Raw genomic sequence first — 21566 nt, 5'->3', positions numbered from 1 at the left:
GAAAACGCGAGGCCCCTCAGATAATCAGCTCCATCGTGGCCGGCGCCTGGATGATCGCTCCATTCGCATCCGACCCACCGAAGAAGACCGAGGTCGATGCGAAGCCGAAGGTGCCCGCTGTGGCACCGGTCACCCCGTCGGCATCGCCGAGCCCCAGCCCCTCCGGTCCGCCGAACTTCGTCGGCCAGAACCTCAAGAGCGCCCAGGCCACTGCCCTGGCAGCCGGGTTCGACTCCATCTCGCATGACGCCGGGCCTGGTGACTCCGGGCAGTTGGCGGACGGCAACTGGAAGGTGTGCTTCCAGAGCTTGACGGAGAAGTCTCCGGGTAAGCCCACCATCGACTTCGCCGTGACACGGAACGAGTGGCCGTGTCCCGCGAAGGACGGCGACCCGATCCCGTATCCGAAGATGCCCAAGGTGGTCGGCCAGGACTACGCCAAGGCACAGGAGACGCTGAAGCCGCTGGCGCTCCAGAAGATCGAGCCGCAGAGCGCGTACACCGATGTCACCCTCCCCGGGAACCCGGACGCCTGGGCCGTCTGCTTCCAGGACCCGGAAGAGGGCAAGGACATCCAGTACCCCACCACCACGACGGCGCACCTGTCCTTGACCGCTCCGGGGACGTCCTGCCCTGCCGATAAGCAGACCAAGCTGCATCCAGATCCGACCCCGCCTCCGCCGGCCAGTAACGACGACGATAACGACTCCAGCAGCGGCAGTTCCTCGACGGGTGGTTCGTCCTCCGGCGGCTCCTCCAGCTCCGGCGGGAGCGGCAGCGGCGCAGGCACCGTCACGCCCGGCGCCTACTGCTCGACCCCCGGCTCTACGGGCGTCAACAAGAAGGGCGTCACCTACACGTGCAAGGGCCCCGGTCAGGAACGCTGGCGCCAGTAGGCGGCCACTCTCCGACACAGCAAGGAAGGAATCCCTCCGGATCTCGGGGTCAGCCCGGGTAGTTGGTGCGCCAGGGCTCGTAGTACGGGTTGTCCTCGCACTGGTTCATGATTTCGGTCTTCTTCAGCTTGTCCACCGGGCAGACGGCCACGATGAACGAGCGGGCGATGCCGCCCGGGAAGGCCACCTCCACCTGGGACGCGTACTTGTGGGTGTCGCCGATGGTGTGGTTGACGTCCACCCCGCCCGGGGCGTCGATGTAGTAGTTCCAGCCGCTCTTCCAGGACTTGTACAGGTCGTGGTCGTAGCTCGTGGAGACGTACGGGGAGGCCTGGTTGACCAGGACGTAGCTCTCGATGTCGTACTGGCCGTTCACCGTGTCCTTGGGGAGGAAGCCCTCCTCGAAGACCACCGACGGCGGGCGGCCGTCCGAACGGTAGAGCTGCTTGCAGTTGATCCGCCAGGACGGGGACGGGGTGATGCGCTCGATCTCGACGCGCTCGTCGGCGGCGGCGAAGAGGTGGTTCTGCACCCGGGGACACGAGTTCGCGGGCGCCGCCGCCCGGGCGGAGGAAGCGGAGGCGGAGGCCGGTGGCAGCAGAGCGGCGGCGAGGGCGGTCGCGAGGACGACGACGCGTCGGCGCAGGGCGGAAGTGATCATTGCCCCACCCTCGCGTCCCCGCGCCGCCCTCCGGGGGATCCTCACCCGAAGGTGAGCGTGTCGCTCCGGCGGCCTCTACTACCTTGGCTGCGCGAGGAGTTGGAGCCGGAACGATCCTTCGCCGAGGCCGGCCGGATCCGTGCCCCGGCCCGAGCGGGTCCCGGGTGCGGCCCGAGTGCGTCCCGGGTGCGGCCCGGGTGGGGCCCGCGTGGGTCCCGGGTGCGGCCCGAGTGCGTCCCGGGTGCGGCCCGGGTGGGGCCGGGGTGGGGCCCGCGTACGGCCTGCGGGTCCCGCGTACGGGCCCGCCTGGGCCCCACGTGCGGCCCGCGTGGGGCCCGCGTAGGGCCTGCGGGTCCCACGTATGGGCCCGTCTGGGCCCCACGTGCGGCCCGCGTGGGGCCCGCGTACGGCCTGCGGGTCCCACGTACGGGCCCGCCTGGGCCCCACGTGCGGCCCGTGTACGGCGCGCGTACGGCCCCCTCCGCCCGGTCGGAAAATCGCTCGTCGTGGCGAAAGGGCCCCACACCGGCACATGTGCGCCTATGCTGCGGCGGTTCCACGCCACGTGATCTGGGGGTCCATTCATGTTCAACCGTCGGGGCGCTGCCATAGCGGCCGCCGTGGGGGCCGCTGTGCTGCTCGTCGCCGGATGCGCGGGGGATCCGGCGGCCGCGTCGAAGGGCAAGGGTTCCGACAAGCCGGGCGCCGCGCCCACGCCGACCGCTACCGCGGCCAGCGGGGCCTCGATGCCCGCGCTCATCGGCAAGAAGTTCACCGAGGCCGAGGGCCTCGTCAAGCAGGTGACCACCAAGCCGGTCGAGGCGCGCAGCGCCTACGGGGACGTCCCGCTCGCCGTCGGCCACACCCAGTGGGCGGTCTGCTTCCAGACTCCGGCGGCGGCGACCCCCGTGGCGCCCGACACCGCCGTCGAGCTCTCGCTCACGGCGCCGGGGACGCCGTGCCCGGCGCAGGCCGGCGCCGCCCTGCGTCCCGGCAAGACGCCGGGCCCGGCGAAGACCCCGATCCCTTCCAAGGCCCCCACTTCGGGGCCCTCCTCCGTCCCGGTCAGCCCGAAGCCGAAGTCCAGCCCGACTCCGGCCCCCGGGCCCAAGGACGTCACGTACAAGAACTGCGCCGAGGCCAAGGCCGCGGGCGCCGCCCCCATCCACCGCGGTCAGCCCGGCTACGGCAAGCACCTAGACCGCGACAACGACGGCATCGCCTGCGACAAGTAGCCAGCCGATCTGCGGATCAGGCCGGGAGCGGCCCCGGAACCGGCCCGAGCTCGGCGGCGGTATTCGGCCGGATGCCGCCGCGGCCCCTCGCCCGGAGCCGGGCCCGCCTGGAGAATCCACCCGTCAGCACAGTTCTTCGGGGCGGAGTCATGACAGCAACGCAATCAGCAGGACCGGGCAAGAGCACGAGCACGAGCACGACCACCAACGCCGCCGGTACGCAGGTCCCCCGGCTCGCGGGCGTCCCGCTGCTCGGCTCCCTCCTCGACCTGCGGTCCGACTCGCTCGGTACGTACCTGCGGGCGCGCGGCGAACACGGCGACGTCGTCCGGATCACGGCCGGCCCGCCGGGGCTGCGCGCCGAGCTGTACTGCGTGTTCTCGGCGGAGGGGGTCCAGCAGGTACTGGCCTCGCAGGCGGCCAACTTCCGCAAGGACAACGCCGTGTACCAGGAGGTCCGCGACGCCTTCGGCAACGGCCTGCTGACCAGCCAGGACGAGGACTACCTGCGCCAGCGGCGGCTGGTCCAACCGCTGTTCACCAAGCGCCGGGTGGACGGGTACGCGGACGCCGTCGCCGAGGAGACCGCCTCGACCCTCGCCGGCTGGGAGCAGGCCCCGGACGGCATCGTCGACGTCTCGGACGCGATGATGGAGCTGGCCCTGCGCGCGGTCGCCCGGATCCTCTTCGGCACCGACGTGGACACCACCGTCGACGTCGTGGACCGTTGCTTTCCGGTCATTACCGAGTACGTGCTGCGCCGCGGCTACTCCCCCGTGAACTTCCCCCGCAACTGGCCCACCCCGGGCAACCGACGGGCGGCGGCCGCCCTGGACGAGCTGTACGGGGTCTGCGACGAGATCATCGCCCGTCGGCGCCGCGACCCGGGCACGACCGGCGCCATGAACGAAGCCACCGCCGGAGCCGACACCACCGCCACCACCGCCGGGACCTCGGCCGCCCCGGGCGAGGACCTGCTGTCGCTGCTCGCGGCCGCCACCAGCGCGGACGACGCGGAGTTCGACGCCACCGAACTGCGCGAGCAAGTACTGATCTTCCTCCTCGCCGGGCACGAGACCACCGCGACCTCGCTCTCCTTCTCCCTCCACCTCCTGGCCCGCCATCCCGAGCTCCAGGACCGGGCCCGCGAAGAGATCGCCGCCGTCCTGGGCGGGCGTACACCAGGGGCCGCCGATCTCGACCGCCTCCCGTACCTCACCCAGGTGCTCAAGGAGGCCATGCGGCTCTACCCGGCCGCCCCCGTCATGGGTCGCCGCTCCGTCCACGCGACCGAGATCGACGGCCACACCGTCCCGGCGGGCGCCGACGTGATCCTCGCGCCGTGGGTGACCCACCGCCACCCCGGCTACTGGCCGGACCCGGAGCGCTTCGACCCCGACCGGTTCACCCCGGAGGCGGAGGCGGCCCGTCCGCGCTACGCCTGGTTCCCCTTCGGCGGCGGCCCGCGCGCCTGCATCGGACAGCACTTCTCGATGTTGGAGTCGGTGATCGCCCTGGCGATGATCCTTCGGGAGTACGAGTTCGAGGCCGTGGACACCGAGATAGCGGTCAGCGCCGGGATCACCCTGAACACCACGGGTCCGGCGCGCTGCCGGGTCCGGCGCGTCGGCGCGTAGGGAGCGGCCCGGCGCGGCCGGCGCGCCCCGGCGGAAGAGGAGATTCCGGGGCGCCCGTCCGGACCCGCCGGAGTCCTAGACGATCGGCGTGTGGTTGCCCTGGAGGCGTTCGAGGTCCGAGGGCCGCACCTGGATGACGATCAGTGCGATCAGGGCAGCGACCAGGGCGAAGGCCGCCGCCACCACGAAGGCCGTGCTCACGCCCGAGGAGAGGATCTGGTCGGCCCAGGGCTTGGGCAGCTGCTTCGTACGCGCGAATTCGGCCTTCTGCTCGGGGGTGGCCGTGCGCAGGAAGGATCCCGCCTGGTCCTTGGCCTCGTTGCGGCTGACCGTGCCGAAGACCGTGACCAGGATGGAGAGGCCCAGCGAACCGCCCACCTGCTGCATCGCGTTGAGCAGTCCGGACGCCGCGCCCGACTCCCGGTCGGGGACGTTGGAGACCGCCATCAGCGTGAGCGAGACGAACTGCATGCCCATGCCCAGGCTGAACAGCAGCATCGGTCCCAGGATGCTGCCGAGGTAGGTGGAGTGGACGTCGGTCTGCGTCAGCCAGGCCAGGCCGGCCGCCGAGCACAGCGCACCGGCCACCATGAACGGTTTCGGCCCGAACTTGGGCAGCAGCTGCGAGGCGATGCCGGCGCCGACCGCGATCACCGCGCTGACCGGCAGGAAGGCCAGGCCGGCCCGGAGCGGGCTGAAGCCGAGGACGTTCTGCACGAAGAGCGTCAGGAAGAAGAACATGCCGAACATCGCGCACGCCAGGAACAGCATGATCCCGTAGGTGCCGGCCCGGTTGCGGTCGGCGAACATGTGCAGCGGGGTGATCGGCTGCGGCGAGCGCCGCTCGTTCAGGATGAACAGGAACAGCAGGACCACGGCCGCGCCGAAGGAGCCCAGCGTGATCCCGTCGCGCCACCCCTCCTGGGAGGCGCGGATGAATCCGTAGACGAGCGCGACCATGCCGAGCGTGGAGAGCAGCGCCCCGGCGAAGTCGAAGTGTCCCGGGTGCCGGGTGGATTCGCGGATGGCCCTGGGCGCGGCGAAGGCGATGAGCAGGGCGATCGGGACGTTGACGTAGAGGACCCAGCGCCAGTCGAGCCACTCCACGAGCACCCCGCCGGCGAGCAGGCCGATGGCGCCGCCGCCCGCCGAGACGGCGGCGAACACGCCGAACGCCCGGTTGCGTTCGGGGCCTTCGCGGAAGGTGGTGGTGATGAGTGCGAGCGCGGTCGGCGAGGCGATGGCGCCGCCGACGCCCTGGAGGGCGCGGGCCGCCATCAACTGGCCGGCGTTCTGGGCGAGTCCGCCCAGCAGCGAGGCCAGGCCGAAGAGCAGGATGCCGAAGATGAAGACGCGCCGCCGGCCGAGGATGTCGCCGGTGCGGCCGCCGAGGAGCAGCAGGCCTCCGAAGGTGAGGGTGTAGGCGTTGACGACCCAGGACAGGCTCTCGGTCGAGAAGTCGAGAGCGGTTTGGATGTGCGGTAGCGCGATGTTCACGATGGTGATGTCGAGAACGACCATGAGCTGGCAGGAGGCGATCACGAGCAGGGCGAGCCCGTGACCACCGCCGTCGCCTTGGACCTCGCCGTCGGTCCCGGGGCTGGTGCTGGTGCTGCTCGGCAGAGCGTTCTCGTTCGGGTCCACCTTTTCGACGCTAAGCCCGTGCCCCGGGGGTCACCACTCGAACGGCCTAGGCCATATGGCATGTGCCATGTGGTATTTCACATGGCAGACTGGCGCGATGGATCGCATGGATGACTTCCTCAGGCTCTCCGCGAGCACCGCCCGGTTCACTTACGGCGCCCCGCGCGCCTTCGCCTTCGGCGACGAAGGCCGGCTCCTCTGGTTCCTCCGCTCCACCGGCCCCACCGACCCCCTCGACAGCCTCTGGGTCCTGGACACCGCCACCGGCACCGAGACCCGCGTCGCCGACCCCCGCGAGCTGGCCCCCGAGCCCGGGCCCCTGCCCGTGGCCGAGCGCCGGCTGCGCGAGCGGACCCGGCTCGTCGCCGCCGGGATCGGCTCGTACGCGCTCTCCGGCGACGGCCTGCGCGCCGTGTTCGCGCTCTACGGGCGGCTGTACGAGGTCGCCGGCGGGGTCTCTCGCGAAGCCGCCGGGGGCCGGTCCACGCAGTCCGCGCAGTCCGCGCAGTTCGCAGAGCCCGCACACTCCGCGCCGCCCGCGCAGCCGAAGGAAGTCCCCACCGCCGGGCCCGTCTTCGATCCCCGCCCGAACGCGGACGCCTCGCGCATCGCGTACGTCACCGACGACGCCCTGTACACCGTCCCCGGCGGCCGGATCAGCCCCGACGACGGAGCCCGCTGGGGCGTGAGCGAGTTCGCCGCCGCCGAGGAGCTCGGCCGTTCCCGGGGGCACTGGTGGTCCCCCGACGGGCAGAGCCTGGTCGCCGCCCGCGTCGGCGAATCCGCCCTCCAGCGACGCTGGTTCACCGACCCGGCGCACCCGGAGCTGCCCGCCGAGGACTTCGCGTACCCCGAGGCGGGCGGCCCCAACGCGGACGTGCAGCTCTGGGTGATCGGCCCGGGCGGCGACGGCGCCGGGGAAGGAACCCGGGCCGTACGGCTCGACTGGGACTCGGAGACCTACCCGTACGTCTCCGACGTCGACTGGCACGCCGGTGACGCGGGCGCCTCCGAGATCCTGCTCACCGTGCAGGACCGGCTCCAGCGCAACGTCGTGCTGCTCCGCGCCGACCCCGCCACCGGCCGCACCCGCGAACTGTCCCGCACCACGCACCCCCAGTGGGTGGACCCGCTGCTCCCCGGCACCCCGGCGCGCCTTCCCGACGGGCGGATGCTCACCTGTGCGGACACCCCCGGCGGGGCCGCCCGCGCCCTCGCGCTGGACGGCGTACTCCTCACCGGGGACGAGCTCCAGGTCCGCCGCGTGGCCGGCACCCACGGGGACCAGCTGCTGATCGAGGCCGGCCGCCGCGACCCCTCCGAGCAGCAGGTGTTCCTCCTGGACCCGGACACGGGCGGGCTGAGCCCGCTCGCGGACGGGCCCGGCGTGCACTCCGTCCAGGCCTCCGGCGGGTCGCTGCTGCTCACCTCCGCCGACGCCGACGGGATCCGGCGCGTCCTGCGGACCGCCGACGGGCGGGAGTTCACCCCCGGCGACCTGTCGCAGCCGCTGCCGTACCGGGTGGTCCCGGTGCTGGAGCGGGTCACCGAGCACGCGGTCCCCACCGCGCTCGTGCTGCCGCGCGGACACGTCCCCGGTACGCGGCTGCCCGTACTGCTCGACAGCTACGGCGGTCCCGGCATGCAGGACGTCAGCGCCGAGCCGCGCCGCTGGCAGCACCGCCAGTGGTGGGCCGACCAGGGCTTCGCCGTGATCACCATCGACAACCGCGGCACCGCGTACGTCTCGCCGCGGTACACGCACGCCATGTACCGAGGTTTCTCCGACGTCACCCTCGAGGACCAGGTCGCCGCCCTGCAGGCGCTCGGCGAGCGGCACGCCGACCTCGATCTGACCCGGGTCGGCATCCGCGGCTGGTCCTACGGCGGCTACCTCTCCGCGCTCGCCGTGCTGCGCCGCCCGGACGTCTTCCACGCGGCCGCGGCCGGGGCCGCGCCGACGGACTTCCGCCACTACGACACGGCGTACACCGAGCGGTACCTGGGCCTGCCCGGGGAATGCCCCGAGGTGTACGAACGCGACTGCCTGCTCCCCGACGCGGCGGGGCTGAGCCGGCCGTTGATGCTGGTCACGGGGCTGGCCGACGACAACGTCCATCCGTCGCACACCCTGCGGCTGTCGCAGGCGCTCTACGAGGCGGGACGGCCGCACCAACTGCTCGCGCTGCCGGGGGTCACGCACATGACCCCCGGCGGGGTGCGGGAGAAGGTCATGGCGCTGGAGCTGGAGTTCTTCCGCAGGGAGCTGGGCGCGGCCTGACGCCCGGCCGTCCGTCCGCGCGGCCCCGGAGCGCCGCGGACGGACGGCCGGACGCGGACGGACGGCCGGACGCGGACGCCGACGGAACGCGGAAGGGCCCCGGAGCCGTTGTTCACCGGCTCCGGGGCCCTCCCTTTCCCCCGGGGGTTCCCCGTCAGGCCCCCGGGATCCCGCGCCTACACCAGATGGCAGGCCACCTCGCGAGAGGCGACCGTCCGCAGCAGCGGACGCTCGGTGCGGCAGATGTCCTGCGCCAGGGCGCACCTGGGGTGGAAGGTGCAGCCCGGCGGCGGGGCGGCCGGGCTCGGCGGGTCGCCGAGCAGCACGATCCGCTCGCGCCGCCGCTCCGCCGCCGGGTCGGGCAGCGGTACGGCGGACAACAGCGCCCGGGTGTACGGGTGCTGGGGGCTCGCGTAGATCGACTTCTTGTCGCCGATCTCCACGATCCGGCCGAGGTACATCACGGCGACCCGGTCGCTGACCCGTTTGACGACCGAGAGGTCGTGCGCGATGAACACGTAGGACAGGCCCAGTTCGGCGCGCAGCCGCTCCATCAGGTTGACGATCTGCGCCTGGACGGAGACGTCGAGCGCGGACACCGGCTCGTCGGCGATGATCAGCCGGGGGCTGGTGGCGAGCGAGCGGGCGATGCCCACGCGCTGCGCCTGGCCGCCGGAGAACTCGTGCGGATAGCGGTCGATGTGCTCGGGGATCAGCCCGACGAGCTCCATCAGCTCGGCGGCCCGGCGGCGGGCGTCCGCCACGCTCGAACCCTGCACCAGCAGCGGGTCGGAGATGATCCGGGCCACCGTCTGGCGGGGATTGAGGGAGGAGTGCGGGTCCTGGAAGACCATCTGGATGTGCCGGCGCAGGGGCCGCAGGGCGGACTGGGAGAGCCGGCTGATGTCCTTGCCGTCGAATGCGACGCTGCCGGAAGTGGGCTCCAGCAGCCGCACCAGCATCCGGCCGGTGGTGGACTTCCCGCAGCCCGACTCCCCTACGAGACCCAGCGTCTGACCGGCCGCCAGATCGAAGGAGACCCCGTCGACCGCCCGCACGGGCGCCCCCCGGCGCCCGGTCGCGGTCCGCTTGCCGGGGAAGGCCATGGTGAGGTCGCGTACGCGCAGCAGTGCGCGGCCCGTGGTCGTGGCGGTCATCGGGCCACCTCCGCGCCGGTCCCGGCGTAGTGGCAGGCGACCGTGCGCGGCGGCCCGTCCCCGTAGGCGGCGAGCTGCGGCCGTACGTCCTCGCAGCCCTCGCCCGAGCTCGGGCAGCGCGGGGCGAAGGCGCAGCCGGGGGCCGGTTCGAGCAGGGACGGCGGGGAGCCGGGGATGGCCCGCAGGGGCTCGTCGTCGGCGTCGTCGAGCCGGGGCAGGGAGTCGAGCAGGCCCCGGGTGTAGGGGTGCGCCGGATCGGCGAACAGCTCGTCCACCGGGGCCTGTTCGGCGGCCCGGCCGCCGTACATGACCAGGACCTCGTGGGCGACCCGGGCCACCACGCCCAGGTCGTGGGTGATCATGACCACGCCGAGGCCGCGTTCCTGCTGGAGCCCCGCGATCAGTTCCAGGATCTGCGCCTGCACGGTGACGTCCAGGGCGGTGGTGGGCTCGTCGGCGATGAGCAGTTCGGGTTCGCAGCACAGGGCCATCGCGATCATGGCCCGCTGGCGCATGCCGCCGGAGAACTGGTGCGGGTACTCCCCCGCCCGCCGGGCGGGCTCCGGGATGCCGACCTCGCCGAGCATGTCGACGGCGCGCCGCTTGGCGGCGGCCCGGCCCGCTTTGAAGTGGACCCGGAAGTGCTCGGCGATCTGCTCGCCGACGGTGTAGTAGGGGTGCAGGCTGGAGAGCGGGTCCTGGAAGATCATGGCCATCTTGCGCCCGCGCAGCGTGGTGAGCTCCTTCTCGGACTTGGTGGTCAGTTCCTGGCCGTCGAGGGCGATGGAGCCGCCGATCTCGGCGCCCCGGTGCAGCCCCATGACGGCCAGCGAGGTGACGGACTTCCCCGAGCCGGACTCGCCGACGATGCCGAGGGTGCGGCCGGCCTCGACGGTGAAGCCGAGGGAGTCGACCGCGCGTACGGAGCCTCGCGGGGTGGTGAAGGTGACGCTCAGGTCGCGCACGTGGAGCAGGGGGGCTCGGGCGGGAGCAGCCATCAGTACCTCACCCTCGGGTCGATGACGGCGTACAGGAGGTCGACGGCGAGGTTCGCGACGACGATGAAGAAGGCGGCCAGCAGGGTGACCCCGAGCACGACGGGCTGGTCGGAGCTGACGAGCGCCCCGTAGAACAGCCGCCCGATGCCCGGGAGTCCGAAGATGGACTCCGTGATGACGGCTCCGGCGAGCAGGCCGCCGAGGTCCATGCCGAAGATGGTGAGGATCGGGGTCATGCCGGAGCGCAGCCCGTGCTTGACGACGACGGTCCGCTCGGGCATGCCCTTGGCGCGGGCGGTGCGGATGTACGGCTCGGCCATCGCCTCGATCATCGAACCGCGGCTCTGGCGGGCGTACATGGCGGCGTAGAGCAGGGCGAGCGCGGTCCAGGGCAGAGCCAAGTTGCTCGCCCAGGCCAGCGGGTTGTCGGTGAACGCCTGGTAGGTGGGGTAGGGCAGGAGCCCGGCCACGCGGATGACCCCGTAGATGAGGATCACGGAGGTGAAGTAGACGGGCAGGGAGGCGGCGGCGACCGCGCCGACCATGAGGACCTTGTCGGTGGCGGTGTCCTTGCGCAGGGCGGCGGTGACTCCCGCGCCGAGCCCGAGGACGAGCCAGAGGGCGGCCGCGCCGACGGCGAGGGAGGCGGAGACCGGGAGGCGGTCCATCAGCAGGTCCCACACGGGCAGGGAGTTCTCGTAGCTGTAGCCCAGGCAGGGGAAGTCGCACTGGACGGCGTACTGGCCGGTGCCGAGGGTGCGGCCGGTGAAGATTCCGGTGAGGAAGTCGCCGAACTGGCGCCACAGCGGCCGGTCGAGGCCGAGGTACGCGCGGACGTCGGCCAGTCGCTCGGCGCTGCAGCTCTTCCCGCAGGCGGCCGCGGCCGGGTCGGAGGGGAGCACGTAGAAGATGAGGAAGGTGACGGCGGCGATGGCGAGCAGGACGCCCACGAGGGCGAGCAGCCGGCGCGCGAGGTAGAGGATCACGTCCGGCCGCCCCTCGGGTCGAGGATGTCGCGCAGGGCGTCGCCGAGCAGGGTGAAGGCGAGGACCGCGAGGAAGAGGAAGAGGCTCGGGATGACGAAGTACATGGGGTCGGTCTCGTAGAAGGCCACGGACTCGGCGATCATCTGGCCCCAGGAGGGGGTGGGCGGACGGACGCCGACGCCGAGGTAGCTGAGCGCGGCCTCGGTGCTGATCATCCCGGGGATGAGCAGGGTGGTGTAGGCGATGACGGGGCCCGAGACGCCCGGGAGGACGTCGCGGGTCAGGATCCGCCAGGAGCTCGCGCCGCCGACGCGGGCGGCGTCCACGTACTCGCGGTGTTTGAGGGAGAGGGCCTGGCCCCGGACGACGCGGGCGACGCCCGGCCAGCCGAAGAGACCGATGACGGCGGTCATCAGGACGATGCGGTTGACGTCCTTGGCCACCGACAGCATCGCGATCATGAAGATGAGGCTGGGGAAGGACATCGTGAGATCCATCAGGCGGGACAGGACGGCGTCGGTGCGGCCGCCGAAGTAGCCGGCGGCGATTCCGGCGGCGGTGCCCGCGATGACGACGATGGCGGTGGCGGCGAAGGCGATCAGGAGGGAGACCTGGGCGCCGTGGACGACCCGGGCGAACAGGTCGCGGCCGGTGACGGGTTCGACGCCGAGCCAGTGCTCGGGGCTGATCCCGCCGAAGGAGCCGAGCGGCTGGCCCCCGAGGTAGGGGTCGATGGCGGACTTGTCGAACTCGTCCGGGGACCAGCCGCCGAGGGCGCCCAGCCAGGGGGCGGTGGCGGCCATCAGGACGAAGAGGAGGACGACGCAGAGGCTGACGCGAACGGCGGGGCGGCGGCGGAGTTCCCGCCGGGCGAGCTGCCAGGGGCTGCTGCCCGGAGGGATCTCCTTGGCCGCCGCCGCGTCGGTCGCCTCCGTGGACTCGGCGGTGGCGGCGGCGGTGGCGGTCATCTTCAGCCCTGACCCTGGCCCTGGCTCTTGGCCGGGTCCTTGAGACCGATGGTCGCGTAGTCGAGCTGGCCGACCCAGGCGGGGTGGCCGAAGGCGCCCGCGATGTTGGTGCCGACGAGCAGCGGCTTGCGCTCCAGCAGGACGGGGACGGCCGGGGACTTCTTCATGATCTCGGCGTCGAGGTCGATCCAGGCCTGGTTGGCTTGCTTGGCGTCGGTCATGGCGTTGATCTCGTCGATCCGCTTCATCGTCGCGTCGTCGCGGAACTGCGCGTAGTTGCTGGCGTTGCCCTTGACCTTGATGGCGCGGCCGTCGAAGACGAAGGGGAGGAAGGTGGAGCCGGAGGGGTAGTCGGGGCACCAGCCGCTGAGTACGAGGTCGGGCGCGGTGGTGGTGTCGCCGATGACGTCGTAGTACGCACCCGGGTCGACGGTGTCGATGACCACCTCGATGCCCGCACGGGCCAGGCCCTGCTGCACGGCCTCCGCCTTGCCCTTGTCTCCGGTGGAGACGGCGAGGGAGACCTTCAGGGTCTCCTTGCCGGCGGACTTGAGGAGCTGCTTGGCCCTGGCCGGGTCACCGGCCGGCGCGATCTTCAGGGTGTCGGCCTGCTTGCCGCCGGAGAGGGCCGGGGGCAGGTAGGCCGTGGCGATCTCGTTGAGGGCGGGGCCGCCGCCCGCGGTGACCACGGCCTCCTTGTCGAGGGCGTACTGCACGGCCTCGCGGACCTTGGGGTCGTCGAAGGGGGCACGGGAGTTGTTCATCTGGAGCATCTCGGTACAGCCCTGCGACTCGGCCAGCAGCCGCGACTTGACCTCCGGCTTGGGCAGCACCTTCGGGGCGCTCTCGGGCCGCATGTCGGACCACTGGACGGTGGAGGCGTCGGCGCCCTCCCCCGCGATGATCCGGTCGTCGATCTGCCCGCCCTTGAGGCTCATGACGACGACGAACTTGTCCGGGTAGGCCTTGCGGACGGCGTCGGTCTTGGCGTCCCAGTGCTCGTTGCGGACCAGGACGAGCTTCTTGTCCCGGTCGTACGACTCGATCTTGTACGGCCCGGAGGAGAACGGGCGGGCGTCGTACTGGGTGCCCTTCTCCTGCGCTTCGGGGACGGGGGCGAAGGTGGGGAGGGTGGCGGTCGCGGAGAACTCGGCGACGGGCCGCTTCAGCTCGAAGACGATCGTGCGGTCGTCGGGGGTCTTGACCGAGTCGAGGTGCTTGCCCTGGAGGGGGCCCTTGTAGTCCTCGCCGCCGGCCAGGTACTGGGCCGCGTAGTCGGGGCCGCCGGTGAGGTCGGGGGCGAAGGAGCGCTCGACGTTGTACTTGATGTCCTGCGCCTTGATGGGCGAGCCGTCCTCGTACTTCACGCCCTCCTTGAGGGTGAAGGTCCAGGTCCGGCCTCCGTTGGAGGGGGTGCCGAGGTCGGTGGCGAGGTCGGGGACGAGCTCGCTGCCGGCCTTGCCGGGCTCGGCCTTGAAGGTGACGAGGGTCCGGTAGAGCAGGCGGGTGCCGAAGTCCATCGTCGGCATGACCCAGTTGCGGGCGGGGTCGAGGTGGGCGAAGTCCTGGTTGGACAGGACGGTGAGCGTGCCGCCCTTGACCGGGGCGCCGCCGAGGATCTTCCCGTCGTTGGCGGAGGCGGGGTTGGAGGCGCCCGCGCCCGCGGCGGAGCCCTTCTTGGGGTCGGAGCAGCCCGAGGCGCCGAGTGCGAGTGCGGCCACCAGGGCGGTGGCGAGGGCGAGTTGGGTGCGCTTGGTCATGGGGTCACTCCAGTGAAGGGCCGCGCTCTATGGTGTGACCGGTAACATAGTAATGTGAAATTGTACTGACAAGCCCTCGCAGCCTCCGTTACCCAGCCGTGTCCAAACCGGGCCGCACGGCGGGGTGTTGGGGCGCCGCCTATCGCTGCCACCGGAGTTCGCCACACAGCTCGCGGCACATCCGGACCCCAAGGTGCGTGCCGCGCGCGCGAAGACGGAGTCCGCCGGCTCCGGGCGGCAGGCCCTGTTCGCCGCCGATCCCGAGGCGGAGGCCGGACGCGCGCATGCGCGTACTGGCGCTGCGTGACCCGCAGTTGCCCGCCGGTCTGCTCGACCGGCTGGCGGCGGACGAGGACCACACCGTCCGGCGGGCCGTCGCCTCGGATCCCCGGTTGTCGCCCGGCACGCTCCTGCGCCTGCTCGCCGACGCCACGGCGTCCGTCGCGAAGGCCGCCGCCGCCTCGCCCGCGCTTCCGGTGGGGGCGATGCGCGCGGCGCTCCACCCGACCGCCCGCGACGGCCTCGCCGAGCGCGGGCACGTGGTGCTGACATGTGGGCTGCCGGGGTCGGGGAAGACCACCTACGCCCGCGCCCTGGAGCGGCGCGGCTACACCCGGCTGTCCATCGACGAGGGCGTCTGGGAGCGGATCGGGCGGGATCCGGCCGAGCTGGACCCGGAGGAGTACGACCGGTTGCGGGCCGACGTGGAGCGGGAGTTGTGGTGCGAGCTGGAGCGGCTGCTGGAGGCCGGGGAGCCCGTCGTGGTCGACAACAGCTTCTGGAGCCGGGCCGCCCGGGACCGGTACAAGGTCCTGATCGAGAGCCGCGGCTCCCGTTGGGAGCTCGTCCACTTCAAGGCGGACCCGGACACGCTGCGGCGCCGGCTCGCCGTGCGCGGCACCGGGATCCGGTGCGCGAACTGCGTCACCGTCTCCGACGGGCTCCTGGAGCGGTACAGCGCCGGTTTCGAGGAGCCGGTCGGCGAGGGCGAGCGGGTCGTCCTCCAGGAGTAGCGCGGGGGCTCCGCGCGGGGTGGGCCCCGGGCTCAGCCCGCCGAGCCCAGGGCGCCCGAGCCGAGCCCGCCCGGGGTGCGGCCCACCGGCTTGTCGCGGCCCTGGGCCCAGAGGGAGCGGACGTGGCCGAGGTGGCGGGTCATGCAGGCTTCGGCCGCCTCCGCGTCGCCCGTGAGCATCAGGTCGAGGAGCTCGAGGTGCTCCTCGGCGGAGGAGACGAGCTTGCCCGCCTCGTCCAGGCCGGTCAGGCCGTACAGGCGGGAGCGCTTGCGCAGGTCGCCGACGGTTTCGACCAGGCGGTCGTTGCCCGCGAGGCCGAGGAGGGTGAGGTGGAAGCGGCGGTCGGCCTCCAGGTACCCGATGAGGTTGTGTTCGCGGGCGCTGGTGACGATCTCCTCGGCGATGGGCCGCAGGGCCTCCAGCTGCTCGGGAGTCGCGATCTTGGTGATCCGGCCGATGGTCGGGACCTCGATCATCGTGCGCAGTTCGGTGTACTGGTCCAGGTCCCGCTCGCTGACCTCGGTGATCCGGAAGCCCTTGTTGCGGACCGGTTCCACGAGGCCTTCGCGGGCCAGGTCGAGCATGGCCTCGCGCACCGGGGTGGCCGAGACGCCGAGTTCGGCCGCGAGGCCGGGGGCGGAGTAGACGCTCCCGGGGCGCAGTTCACCCGCTATCAGGGCCGCTCGCAGGGCGTGGCCGACCTGGTCGCGGAGCCGTTCCTGGGCCTTGATGAGACTGTGCTGCTTCAGGTCACCCATTGCATTTCCTCCGAGGCCGCGCACAACACCACCGGCGTGCGGAGGAACAGCGTACAATGTCACGTTGCGCTGTTCTCCCCAACGGCCTCGAACAACGCGACCGCCACAGCCAGATCTTCCCAGGCCATGCCCACGCTCTTGAAGAGCTGTGGACAACTCGCCGCCCCCGCCCCGCCGCTCGCCGGCACCCGGCCGGCGACCAGATCCGCCAGGGTGCCGCTGATGTGGCCGGCGCCGATGGCTCCTTCCGCCTCCGGCACCAGCAGGTCCCCCGCCTCGCGCAGGGCCGCCGCACGCGACTCCACGTACACCGCCGCCCGGCGGACCAGGGCCGTGTCGACCTCGCGCGCGTCCGGCTCGTGCGAGCCGACCGCCACCACCGTCGCGCCCGGCGCGATCAGCCGCCCGTCGAAGAGCGGCTCGCGGGCCGTCGTACAGCAGATGACGACGTCGGCGTCGGCCACTTCCGCCGCCGCCCCCGGCCGGGCGGCGACCCCCAGTCCCCGCGCGTGCGCCGCGAGCTTCCGCGCGCCCGCCGGGTCCCGGGTCACGACGACCACCTCCGCCAACCGCCGCATCGCCAGCACCGCTTCGAGGTGCCCGTACGCCTGCGGCCCCGCTCCGAAGATCAGCAGCCGCAGCGGCCGGCCGGCCGGGACCAGGTGGCGCAGCGCGAGCGCCGAGACCGCCGGGGTCCGCAGGGCGGTGAGCTCGGCCCCGTCGAACACGGCCAGCGGGCGCAGGGTGGGCCCGTCCAGGAGGAAGTAGGAGCCGGTGATCCGGGGGAGCCCGCGCGCCGGGTTCCCCGGGGCCACTCCGGCGATCTTCACGCCCGCGTACGCCCCCGTCGCCGCGGGCATCAGCAGCAGCTCGCCGCCGCCCGGCACCGGCAGGGTGCCGCGCGGCGGGCAGGCCTCCGGGTCCAGCCCGGCGCGCAGCGCGCCGGCCAGCGCGTCCGCGGCCTCGGCCGGGGTCAGCAGCGCGGCCGTCTCGGCGGCCGAGAACTGGCGGATCACAGGAGGAACCCGGTGCCGAGCGCGTCGTAGGGGTCCACGCAGAAGGCGTGTTCGCCGGTGCGGTAGGCCGCCCCGGTGACCTCCGTGACCAGCCCGTCCGCGGTGGCCCCGGCGACGCGGCCGGTGAACACCGAGCCGATCACCGACTCGTGCAGCAGGTCGTCGCCCGGCCCCAGCCGCCCGTCCTGCGCCAGCAGCGCGAGCCGCGCCGAGGTGCCGGAGCCGCAGGGCGAACGGTCGACCTGCCCGTCGGCGAAGACGGTGACGTTGCGCTGGTGCGGCCCGAAGGGGGTGTCGGGCAGCTCCTCGTACAGGATCACCCCGTACACCCCGGAGAGCAGCGGCCCGCCCGGGTGCCAGGTCCCGGGGTGGGTGGCGAGCGCCGCCCGGATCTCCTGGCCGGCCCGTACGAGCGCGGGCAGCGCCGCCCGGGTCACGTCCAGTCCGAGGTCCCGCGCCGCGACGGAGGCGTAGCAGGCCCCGGCGTGCGCGATGTCCGCCTCGGCCATGCCGAGGGTCGTGGCGACGGGTACCTTGCGGGCGCTGGTGCGGGCCGGGACGTTGCGGAAGGTGACCCCGCTGGTGCGGCCCCCGGCGCGGTGGACGGTCGCGCCGACCCGCCCCGAGGGCACGTCGATCCGTACCTGTACGTCCCCGTCGTCCGGGGCGGCGACCCGGCCGGTGTCCACGGCCCAGGCGCCGAGCGCCATGGTGCCGTGGCCGCAGGCGGTGGAATAGCCGTCCTTGTGCCAGAACAGCACCCCGAAGTGGGCCCCGTCGTCGTCGGCCGGGACCACGAAGCCCCCGTACATCCCGGCGTGCCCGCGCGGCTCCTGTACGAGCATCCGCCGTACGTCGTCCAGGGCGCCCCGGCGGGGGGCCGCGGCGGATCCGCCCGGTCCGATGGCGGTGGCGCAGCGCTCGGCGACGGTGTCCCCGGGCGCGGGCGGCAGGCCTTCCGCGAGGGTGTCGACGATCCGGAAGGGCTCCCCGGCGGTGTGGTAGTCCGCGGTCCGCACGGTGGTGGTCACAACAGGAAACCTCCCGGGAAGGGGTCGGACGGGTCGAGGAAGTACTGGGCGGTGCCGGTGATCCAGGCCCGCCCGGTGACCGTGGGCACGACGGCGGGGAGGCCGCCGACCGTGGTCTCCCCGACGAGCCGGCCCGTGAACTGCGTCCCGATGAAGGACTCGTTGACGAAGTCGGTGTCCAGCGGCAGCAGCCCCCGGGCATGGAGTTGCGCCATGCGCGCGCTGGTTCCCGTACCGCACGGTGAGCGGTCGAACCAGCCGGGGTGGATGGCCATCGCGTGCCGGGAGCGGACGGCGTCGGAGCCGGGGGCGGCGAGGTAGACGTGCTTGACCCCGCCGATGGCCGGGTTGTCGGGGTGGACGGGCCGGTCCTCGGAGGCGTTGATCGCGTCCATGACGGCCAGGCCGGCGGCGAGCAGGTCGTCCCCGCGCGCCCGGTCGAAGGGCAGGCCGAGGGAGTCGAGCGCGACGAAGGCGTAGAAGTTGCCGCCGTAGGCGAGGTCATAGGTGACCGTGCCGTATCCGGGGACGTCGGCCTTGAGGTCGAGGCCGACGCTGAAGGACGGGACGTTGGTGAGGGTGACGGCGGTGGCCGCCCCGTCCTCGACGCGGACGTCCACGCTCACCAGTCCGGCCGGGGTGTCGAGCCGGACGGTGGTGACGGGCTCGACCACCGGGACCATGCCGGTTTCGACGAGGACGGTGGCGACACCGATGGTGCCGTGCCCGCACATGGGGAGCAGGCCGGACACCTCGATGAAGACGACGCCGTAGTCGGCGTCCGGGCGGGTCGGGGGCTGCAGGATCGCGCCGCTCATCGCGGAGTGGCCGCGCGGCTCGTACATGAGCAGGGTCCGGATGTGGTCCAGGTGCTCGATGAAGTGGAGCCGCTTGGCGGCCATGGTGGCGCCCGGGATCACCCCGACTCCTCCGGTGATCACCCGGGTGGGCATGCCCTCGGTGTGCGAGTCCACCGCGTGGTAGATGTGGCGCGTGCGCATCGCGTGGTCCTTCCCCCTCGGACGGTGTTAGTTGAGGCCCTCGGCGAGGGCCTTCTCGGTGGCGGCGCGGACGCCGGCCTCGATGTCGCCGGTCAGCGGGAAGCGGGGCGGGCGGGTGGCGCCGCCGGGCCGGCCGGCGAGGTCCATGGAGAGCTTGATGGCCTGCACGAACTCGATCTTGGAGTCCCAGCGCAGCAGCGGGTGCAGGGACTTGTAGAGCGGCAGGGCGGTGGCGAGGTCGCCTGAGACGGCGGCCCGGTAGAGGGTGGCGCAGGCCTGCGGGAGGGCGTTGGGGTAGCCGGCGATCCAGCCGACGGCTCCGGCTAGGGCCAGTTCGAGCAGTACGTCGTCCGCGCCGATCAACAGGTCGAGTCCCGGGGCGAGTTCGGCGATCTCGTAGGCGCGGCGGACGTCCCCGCTGAACTCCTTGACGGCGACGATGGATCCGTCGCCGTGGAGCCGGGCGAGGAGGGCCGGGACGAGGTCCACCTTGGTGTCGATGGGGTTGTTGTACGCGACGACGGGCAGCCCGGCGCGGGCGACCTCGGCGAAGTGGGCGCGTACGGCGCTCTCGTCGGCACGGAAGGCGTTGGGCGGCAGGAGCAGGACCGACCCTGCGCCGGCCTCGGCGGCCTGCTCGGCCCAGCGGCGGGACTCGGCGCTGCCGTAGGCGGCCACTCCGGGCATGACGCGGGCACCGTCGCCGGCCGCTTCGACGGCGGTACGGACGACGCGGGCGCGCTCCTCGTCGCTGAGGGTCTGGTACTCGCCGAGGGAGCCGTTGGGGACGACGCCGTCGCAGCCGTTCGCGATGAGCCAGGCCACGTGCTCGGCGTACGCGTCGTAGTCGACGCTCAGGTCTTCCCGCAGGGGTAGCGCGGTGGCGACCATGATGCCGTGCCAGGGGCGGGTGCGGGTGTCCGTACCGGCGGTGGACGCGGGGGTGTGCGCGTGGGTCATGAGTGAGCTCCCTAGAGTGATGTGTGACATTTTACTAGTGGGTGTGAGGCGGCCACAAGAGCCGCGCGCCGCTTGATCAGTGGTCTTCGCTTCCCGCCGGGAGTCCGGCGAGGTGACGCAGGGGGACCGGACAGGACAGCGGCCTGCGGTCGGGGGCGGGGTCCACGCCGGCGAGGGCGGCGACGGCCGGGCCGCACATCCGGCCCTGGCACCAGCCCATGCCGGCCCGGGTCAGGAGTTTGACCGTACGGGCGTCCCGGGCGCCCAGGTCCCGGGCGGCCTCCCGGATCCGGCCGGCCGGGACCTCCTCGCAGCGGCAGACGTCGGTGTCCTCGCGCAGCCAGCCGGTCCAGCCGGGGCCGGGCCGGTGGGCGGCGGCCATCGCGGCGGCGAAGGCCCGCAGGCGCGTACGGCTGCGGGTGAGGCGGGCGGGAACGGGACGCCCGGCGATGGAGAGGGCGGCGATCTCCCCCTCTACCAGGGCCAGTTGGGCGCCGCCAACGCCGCCGGTCTCCCCGGCGGACCAGATCCCGGGGACCGAGGTGCGCTGCCCGGCGTCGAGTTCGAGGGCAACGGTGGCATCGGGGCTCCGGCGGGTCGCGCAGCCGAGGCCGGTCGCCAACTCCAGCTGGGGGACCAGCCCGTGGCCCACGGCGACGGCGTCGCAGGGGATGCGGCGGGCGGTGCCGGGGAGCGGGCTCCAGTCGCGGTCGAGGCGGGCCACGGTGACAGCCTCGACCCGGTCGGTGCCGTGGGCTTCGGTGACGGCGTGCCGCGCGAGGAGGCGGATGCCGTGGCGGAGCAGGGCGCTGCCGTACACGGCGCCTTCGGCGAGCTTGGCGGGGTTGCGGAGCAGGGCGGGCGCGTGGCCGGCGTAGCCGGAGTAGGCGGAGGCCTCGACGACGGCGGGCACGCGGGCTCCGGCGGCGGCGAGCGAGCCGGCCACCGCGAGCAGCAGGGGCCCGCTGCCGGCGACGACCACCCGCTTGCCGGGGAGCACGAGCCCGCTCTTGAGCATGGCCTGGGCCCCGCCGGCTCCGACGACTCCGGGCAGGGTCCAGCCGGGGAAGGGCAGTTGGCGCTCGTAGGCGCCGGTGGCGAGCAGCACGGCGGAGGCGCGGACCCGCGCGGGGGCCTCGTCGGGCCCGACGACGGCATGCAGGATCCACGCGGGGCTGGTCCCCCGGCGGGCGGCCCGGGCGGGGCCCGCGGTCGCTTCGGGGGCGGGGTCGGGGTCGGGGCCCCGGGTGCCTTCGGCGGCACGGTCCGGGTCGCGGGGACCCTCCGGGTCGTGGGGGTCTTCGGCGACCACGGTCCAGACGTGGTGGAGGGGGAGGTACGTGATCCTCCCGGCCTCCACGTGGGCGCGCAGGGCGGCTTCGCGCGCGGCGAAGGCGGCCCACCCGTGGTGCAGGGCTTCGGGCCGCTCCGCGCCGAGGCCGGGCGCGGGGTGCCGGTAGTACTGCCCGCCGGGCCGCTCCCCCGCGTCGAGGAGGGCGACGCGCAACCCGAGATCCGCCGCGGTGACGGCGGCGGCCAGGCCGGCGGGGCCGGCGCCGACGAC

Annotated in this window: 18 protein-coding genes; 5 read left to right on the top strand and 13 right to left on the bottom strand. The window is 73.1% G+C overall.

Features of this window, described 5'->3' with window-relative positions:
* Positions 1-896 (top strand): PASTA domain-containing protein (locus tag J7E97_RS03965; protein WP_215022294.1); only part of this gene is annotated, 896 nt, incomplete at its 5' end.
* Positions 897-945: 49 nt separating this feature from the next.
* On the opposite strand, the gene J7E97_RS03960 is transcribed toward J7E97_RS03965, so the two are convergent.
* Complete coding sequence (locus tag J7E97_RS03960; protein ID WP_215022291.1) at positions 946-1557, bottom strand: ADP-ribosyltransferase; 612 nt, start codon at positions 1555-1557, stop codon at positions 946-948.
* 584 nt (positions 1558-2141) lie between these two features.
* Between J7E97_RS03960 and J7E97_RS03955 the strand changes: the two genes are divergently transcribed.
* A complete protein-coding gene (locus J7E97_RS03955) occupies positions 2142-2792 on the top strand; it encodes an excalibur calcium-binding domain-containing protein (RefSeq protein WP_251053783.1) in 651 nt (216 codons plus the stop codon).
* A gap of 149 nt (positions 2793-2941) precedes the next feature.
* The gene (locus J7E97_RS03950; RefSeq protein ID WP_215022289.1) at positions 2942-4429 is read left to right on the top strand and encodes a cytochrome P450; all 1488 of its coding nucleotides are present in this window, start codon (positions 2942-2944) and stop codon (positions 4427-4429) included.
* 75 nt (positions 4430-4504) lie between these two features.
* Here the strand turns inward: J7E97_RS03950 and J7E97_RS03945 are convergent, their stop codons facing one another.
* On the bottom strand, positions 4505-6052 hold the full coding sequence (locus J7E97_RS03945) for an MFS transporter (RefSeq protein WP_251053789.1): 1548 nt from the start codon (positions 6050-6052) through the stop codon (positions 4505-4507).
* A gap of 118 nt (positions 6053-6170) precedes the next feature.
* Here J7E97_RS03945 and J7E97_RS03940 point away from each other — a divergent pair, with 118 nt between their 5' ends.
* Positions 6171-8354 carry a prolyl oligopeptidase family serine peptidase gene (locus tag J7E97_RS03940; protein ID WP_215022287.1) on the top strand — a complete coding sequence of 728 codons (2184 nt, stop codon included), beginning with the start codon at positions 6171-6173 and terminating at the stop codon, positions 8352-8354.
* Positions 8355-8530: 176 nt separating this feature from the next.
* Here the strand turns inward: J7E97_RS03940 and J7E97_RS03935 are convergent, their stop codons facing one another.
* The 5 genes from J7E97_RS03935 to J7E97_RS03915 are packed head-to-tail and all read right to left on the bottom strand — an operon-like array spanning position 8531 to position 14223.
* Positions 8531-9511 carry an ABC transporter ATP-binding protein gene (locus J7E97_RS03935; RefSeq protein WP_215022284.1) on the bottom strand — a complete coding sequence of 327 codons (981 nt, stop codon included), beginning with the start codon at positions 9509-9511 and terminating at the stop codon, positions 8531-8533.
* The gene (locus tag J7E97_RS03930; RefSeq protein ID WP_215022282.1) at positions 9508-10509 is read right to left on the bottom strand and encodes an ABC transporter ATP-binding protein; all 1002 of its coding nucleotides are present in this window, start codon (positions 10507-10509) and stop codon (positions 9508-9510) included. The genes J7E97_RS03935 and J7E97_RS03930 overlap by 4 nt, the downstream gene beginning before the upstream one ends.
* Entirely contained in the window at positions 10509-11495 is a 987-nt protein-coding gene (locus J7E97_RS03925; RefSeq protein ID WP_215022281.1) for an ABC transporter permease, read from the bottom strand. Before J7E97_RS03925 ends, J7E97_RS03930 begins: the two co-directional genes overlap by 1 nt.
* Positions 11492-12463 carry an ABC transporter permease gene (locus J7E97_RS03920; RefSeq protein ID WP_251053781.1) on the bottom strand — a complete coding sequence of 324 codons (972 nt, stop codon included), beginning with the start codon at positions 12461-12463 and terminating at the stop codon, positions 11492-11494. The genes J7E97_RS03925 and J7E97_RS03920 overlap by 4 nt, the downstream gene beginning before the upstream one ends.
* A 2-nt stretch (positions 12464-12465) precedes the next feature.
* A complete protein-coding gene (locus tag J7E97_RS03915) occupies positions 12466-14223 on the bottom strand; it encodes an ABC transporter substrate-binding protein (RefSeq protein WP_215022279.1) in 1758 nt (585 codons plus the stop codon).
* Positions 14224-14507: 284 nt separating this feature from the next.
* Between J7E97_RS03915 and J7E97_RS03910 the strand changes: the two genes are divergently transcribed.
* Positions 14508-15236 carry an ATP-binding protein gene (locus tag J7E97_RS03910; RefSeq protein ID WP_215022277.1) on the top strand — a complete coding sequence of 243 codons (729 nt, stop codon included), beginning with the start codon at positions 14508-14510 and terminating at the stop codon, positions 15234-15236.
* 32 nt (positions 15237-15268) lie between these two features.
* Here J7E97_RS03910 and J7E97_RS03905 read toward each other — a convergent pair whose 3' ends face one another.
* The 6 genes from J7E97_RS03905 to J7E97_RS03880 all read right to left on the bottom strand — a co-directional run.
* Positions 15269-15994, bottom strand: coding sequence for a GntR family transcriptional regulator (locus tag J7E97_RS03905; protein ID WP_215022275.1), 726 nt, complete (start codon positions 15992-15994; stop codon positions 15269-15271).
* 59 nt (positions 15995-16053) lie between these two features.
* Positions 16054-17010 (bottom strand): ornithine cyclodeaminase family protein, encoded by a 957-nt coding sequence (locus J7E97_RS03900; protein ID WP_308346317.1) that lies wholly within the window; start codon positions 17008-17010, stop codon positions 16054-16056.
* Positions 17007-18041 (bottom strand): proline racemase family protein, encoded by a 1035-nt coding sequence (locus J7E97_RS03895; RefSeq protein ID WP_308346315.1) that lies wholly within the window; start codon positions 18039-18041, stop codon positions 17007-17009. Before J7E97_RS03895 ends, J7E97_RS03900 begins: the two co-directional genes overlap by 4 nt.
* Positions 18038-19042: a proline racemase family protein gene (locus tag J7E97_RS03890; RefSeq protein ID WP_215022273.1), complete on the bottom strand. Its 1005-nt coding sequence runs from the start codon at positions 19040-19042 to the stop codon at positions 18038-18040. Before J7E97_RS03890 ends, J7E97_RS03895 begins: the two co-directional genes overlap by 4 nt.
* Before the next feature lie 27 nt (positions 19043-19069).
* Positions 19070-20002 (bottom strand): dihydrodipicolinate synthase family protein, encoded by a 933-nt coding sequence (locus J7E97_RS03885; protein WP_215022271.1) that lies wholly within the window; start codon positions 20000-20002, stop codon positions 19070-19072.
* 76 nt (positions 20003-20078) lie between these two features.
* Positions 20079-21566, bottom strand: a 1488-nt coding sequence (locus tag J7E97_RS03880; protein ID WP_251053779.1) for an NAD(P)/FAD-dependent oxidoreductase, incomplete at its 5' end; no start/stop codon positions are given.

Origin of the sequence: Streptomyces sp. ISL-66 (assembly GCF_018614135.1) — a bacterium.
In the GTDB taxonomy this organism is placed as follows: Bacteria; Actinomycetota; Actinomycetes; order Streptomycetales; family Streptomycetaceae; genus Streptomyces.
This window is presented reverse-complemented; position numbering and strand designations above follow the sequence as displayed.

What these genes read in the sequence shown, in the direction of transcription:
- J7E97_RS03910 (WP_215022277.1), top strand. Translation starts at nt 14,508, where the DNA reads ATGCGCGTACTGGCGCTGCGTGACCCGCAGTTGCCCGCCGGTCTGCTC.
- J7E97_RS03915 (WP_215022279.1), bottom strand. Translation starts at nt 14,223, where the DNA reads ATGACCAAGCGCACCCAACTCGCCCTCGCCACCGCCCTGGTGGCCGCA.
- J7E97_RS03930 (WP_215022282.1), bottom strand. Translation starts at nt 10,509, where the DNA reads ATGGCTGCTCCCGCCCGAGCCCCCCTGCTCCACGTGCGCGACCTGAGC.
- J7E97_RS03960 (WP_215022291.1), bottom strand. Translation starts at nt 1,557, where the DNA reads ATGATCACTTCCGCCCTGCGCCGACGCGTCGTCGTCCTCGCGACCGCC.
- J7E97_RS03885 (WP_215022271.1), bottom strand. Translation starts at nt 20,002, where the DNA reads ATGACCCACGCGCACACCCCCGCGTCCACCGCCGGTACGGACACCCGC.
- J7E97_RS03940 (WP_215022287.1), top strand. Translation starts at nt 6,171, where the DNA reads ATGGATCGCATGGATGACTTCCTCAGGCTCTCCGCGAGCACCGCCCGG.
- J7E97_RS03905 (WP_215022275.1), bottom strand. Translation starts at nt 15,994, where the DNA reads ATGGGTGACCTGAAGCAGCACAGTCTCATCAAGGCCCAGGAACGGCTC.
- J7E97_RS03890 (WP_215022273.1), bottom strand. Translation starts at nt 19,042, where the DNA reads ATGCGCACGCGCCACATCTACCACGCGGTGGACTCGCACACCGAGGGC.
- J7E97_RS03955 (WP_251053783.1), top strand. Translation starts at nt 2,142, where the DNA reads ATGTTCAACCGTCGGGGCGCTGCCATAGCGGCCGCCGTGGGGGCCGCT.
- J7E97_RS03950 (WP_215022289.1), top strand. Translation starts at nt 2,942, where the DNA reads ATGACAGCAACGCAATCAGCAGGACCGGGCAAGAGCACGAGCACGAGC.
- J7E97_RS03920 (WP_251053781.1), bottom strand. Translation starts at nt 12,463, where the DNA reads ATGACCGCCACCGCCGCCGCCACCGCCGAGTCCACGGAGGCGACCGAC.
- J7E97_RS03935 (WP_215022284.1), bottom strand. Translation starts at nt 9,511, where the DNA reads ATGACCGCCACGACCACGGGCCGCGCACTGCTGCGCGTACGCGACCTC.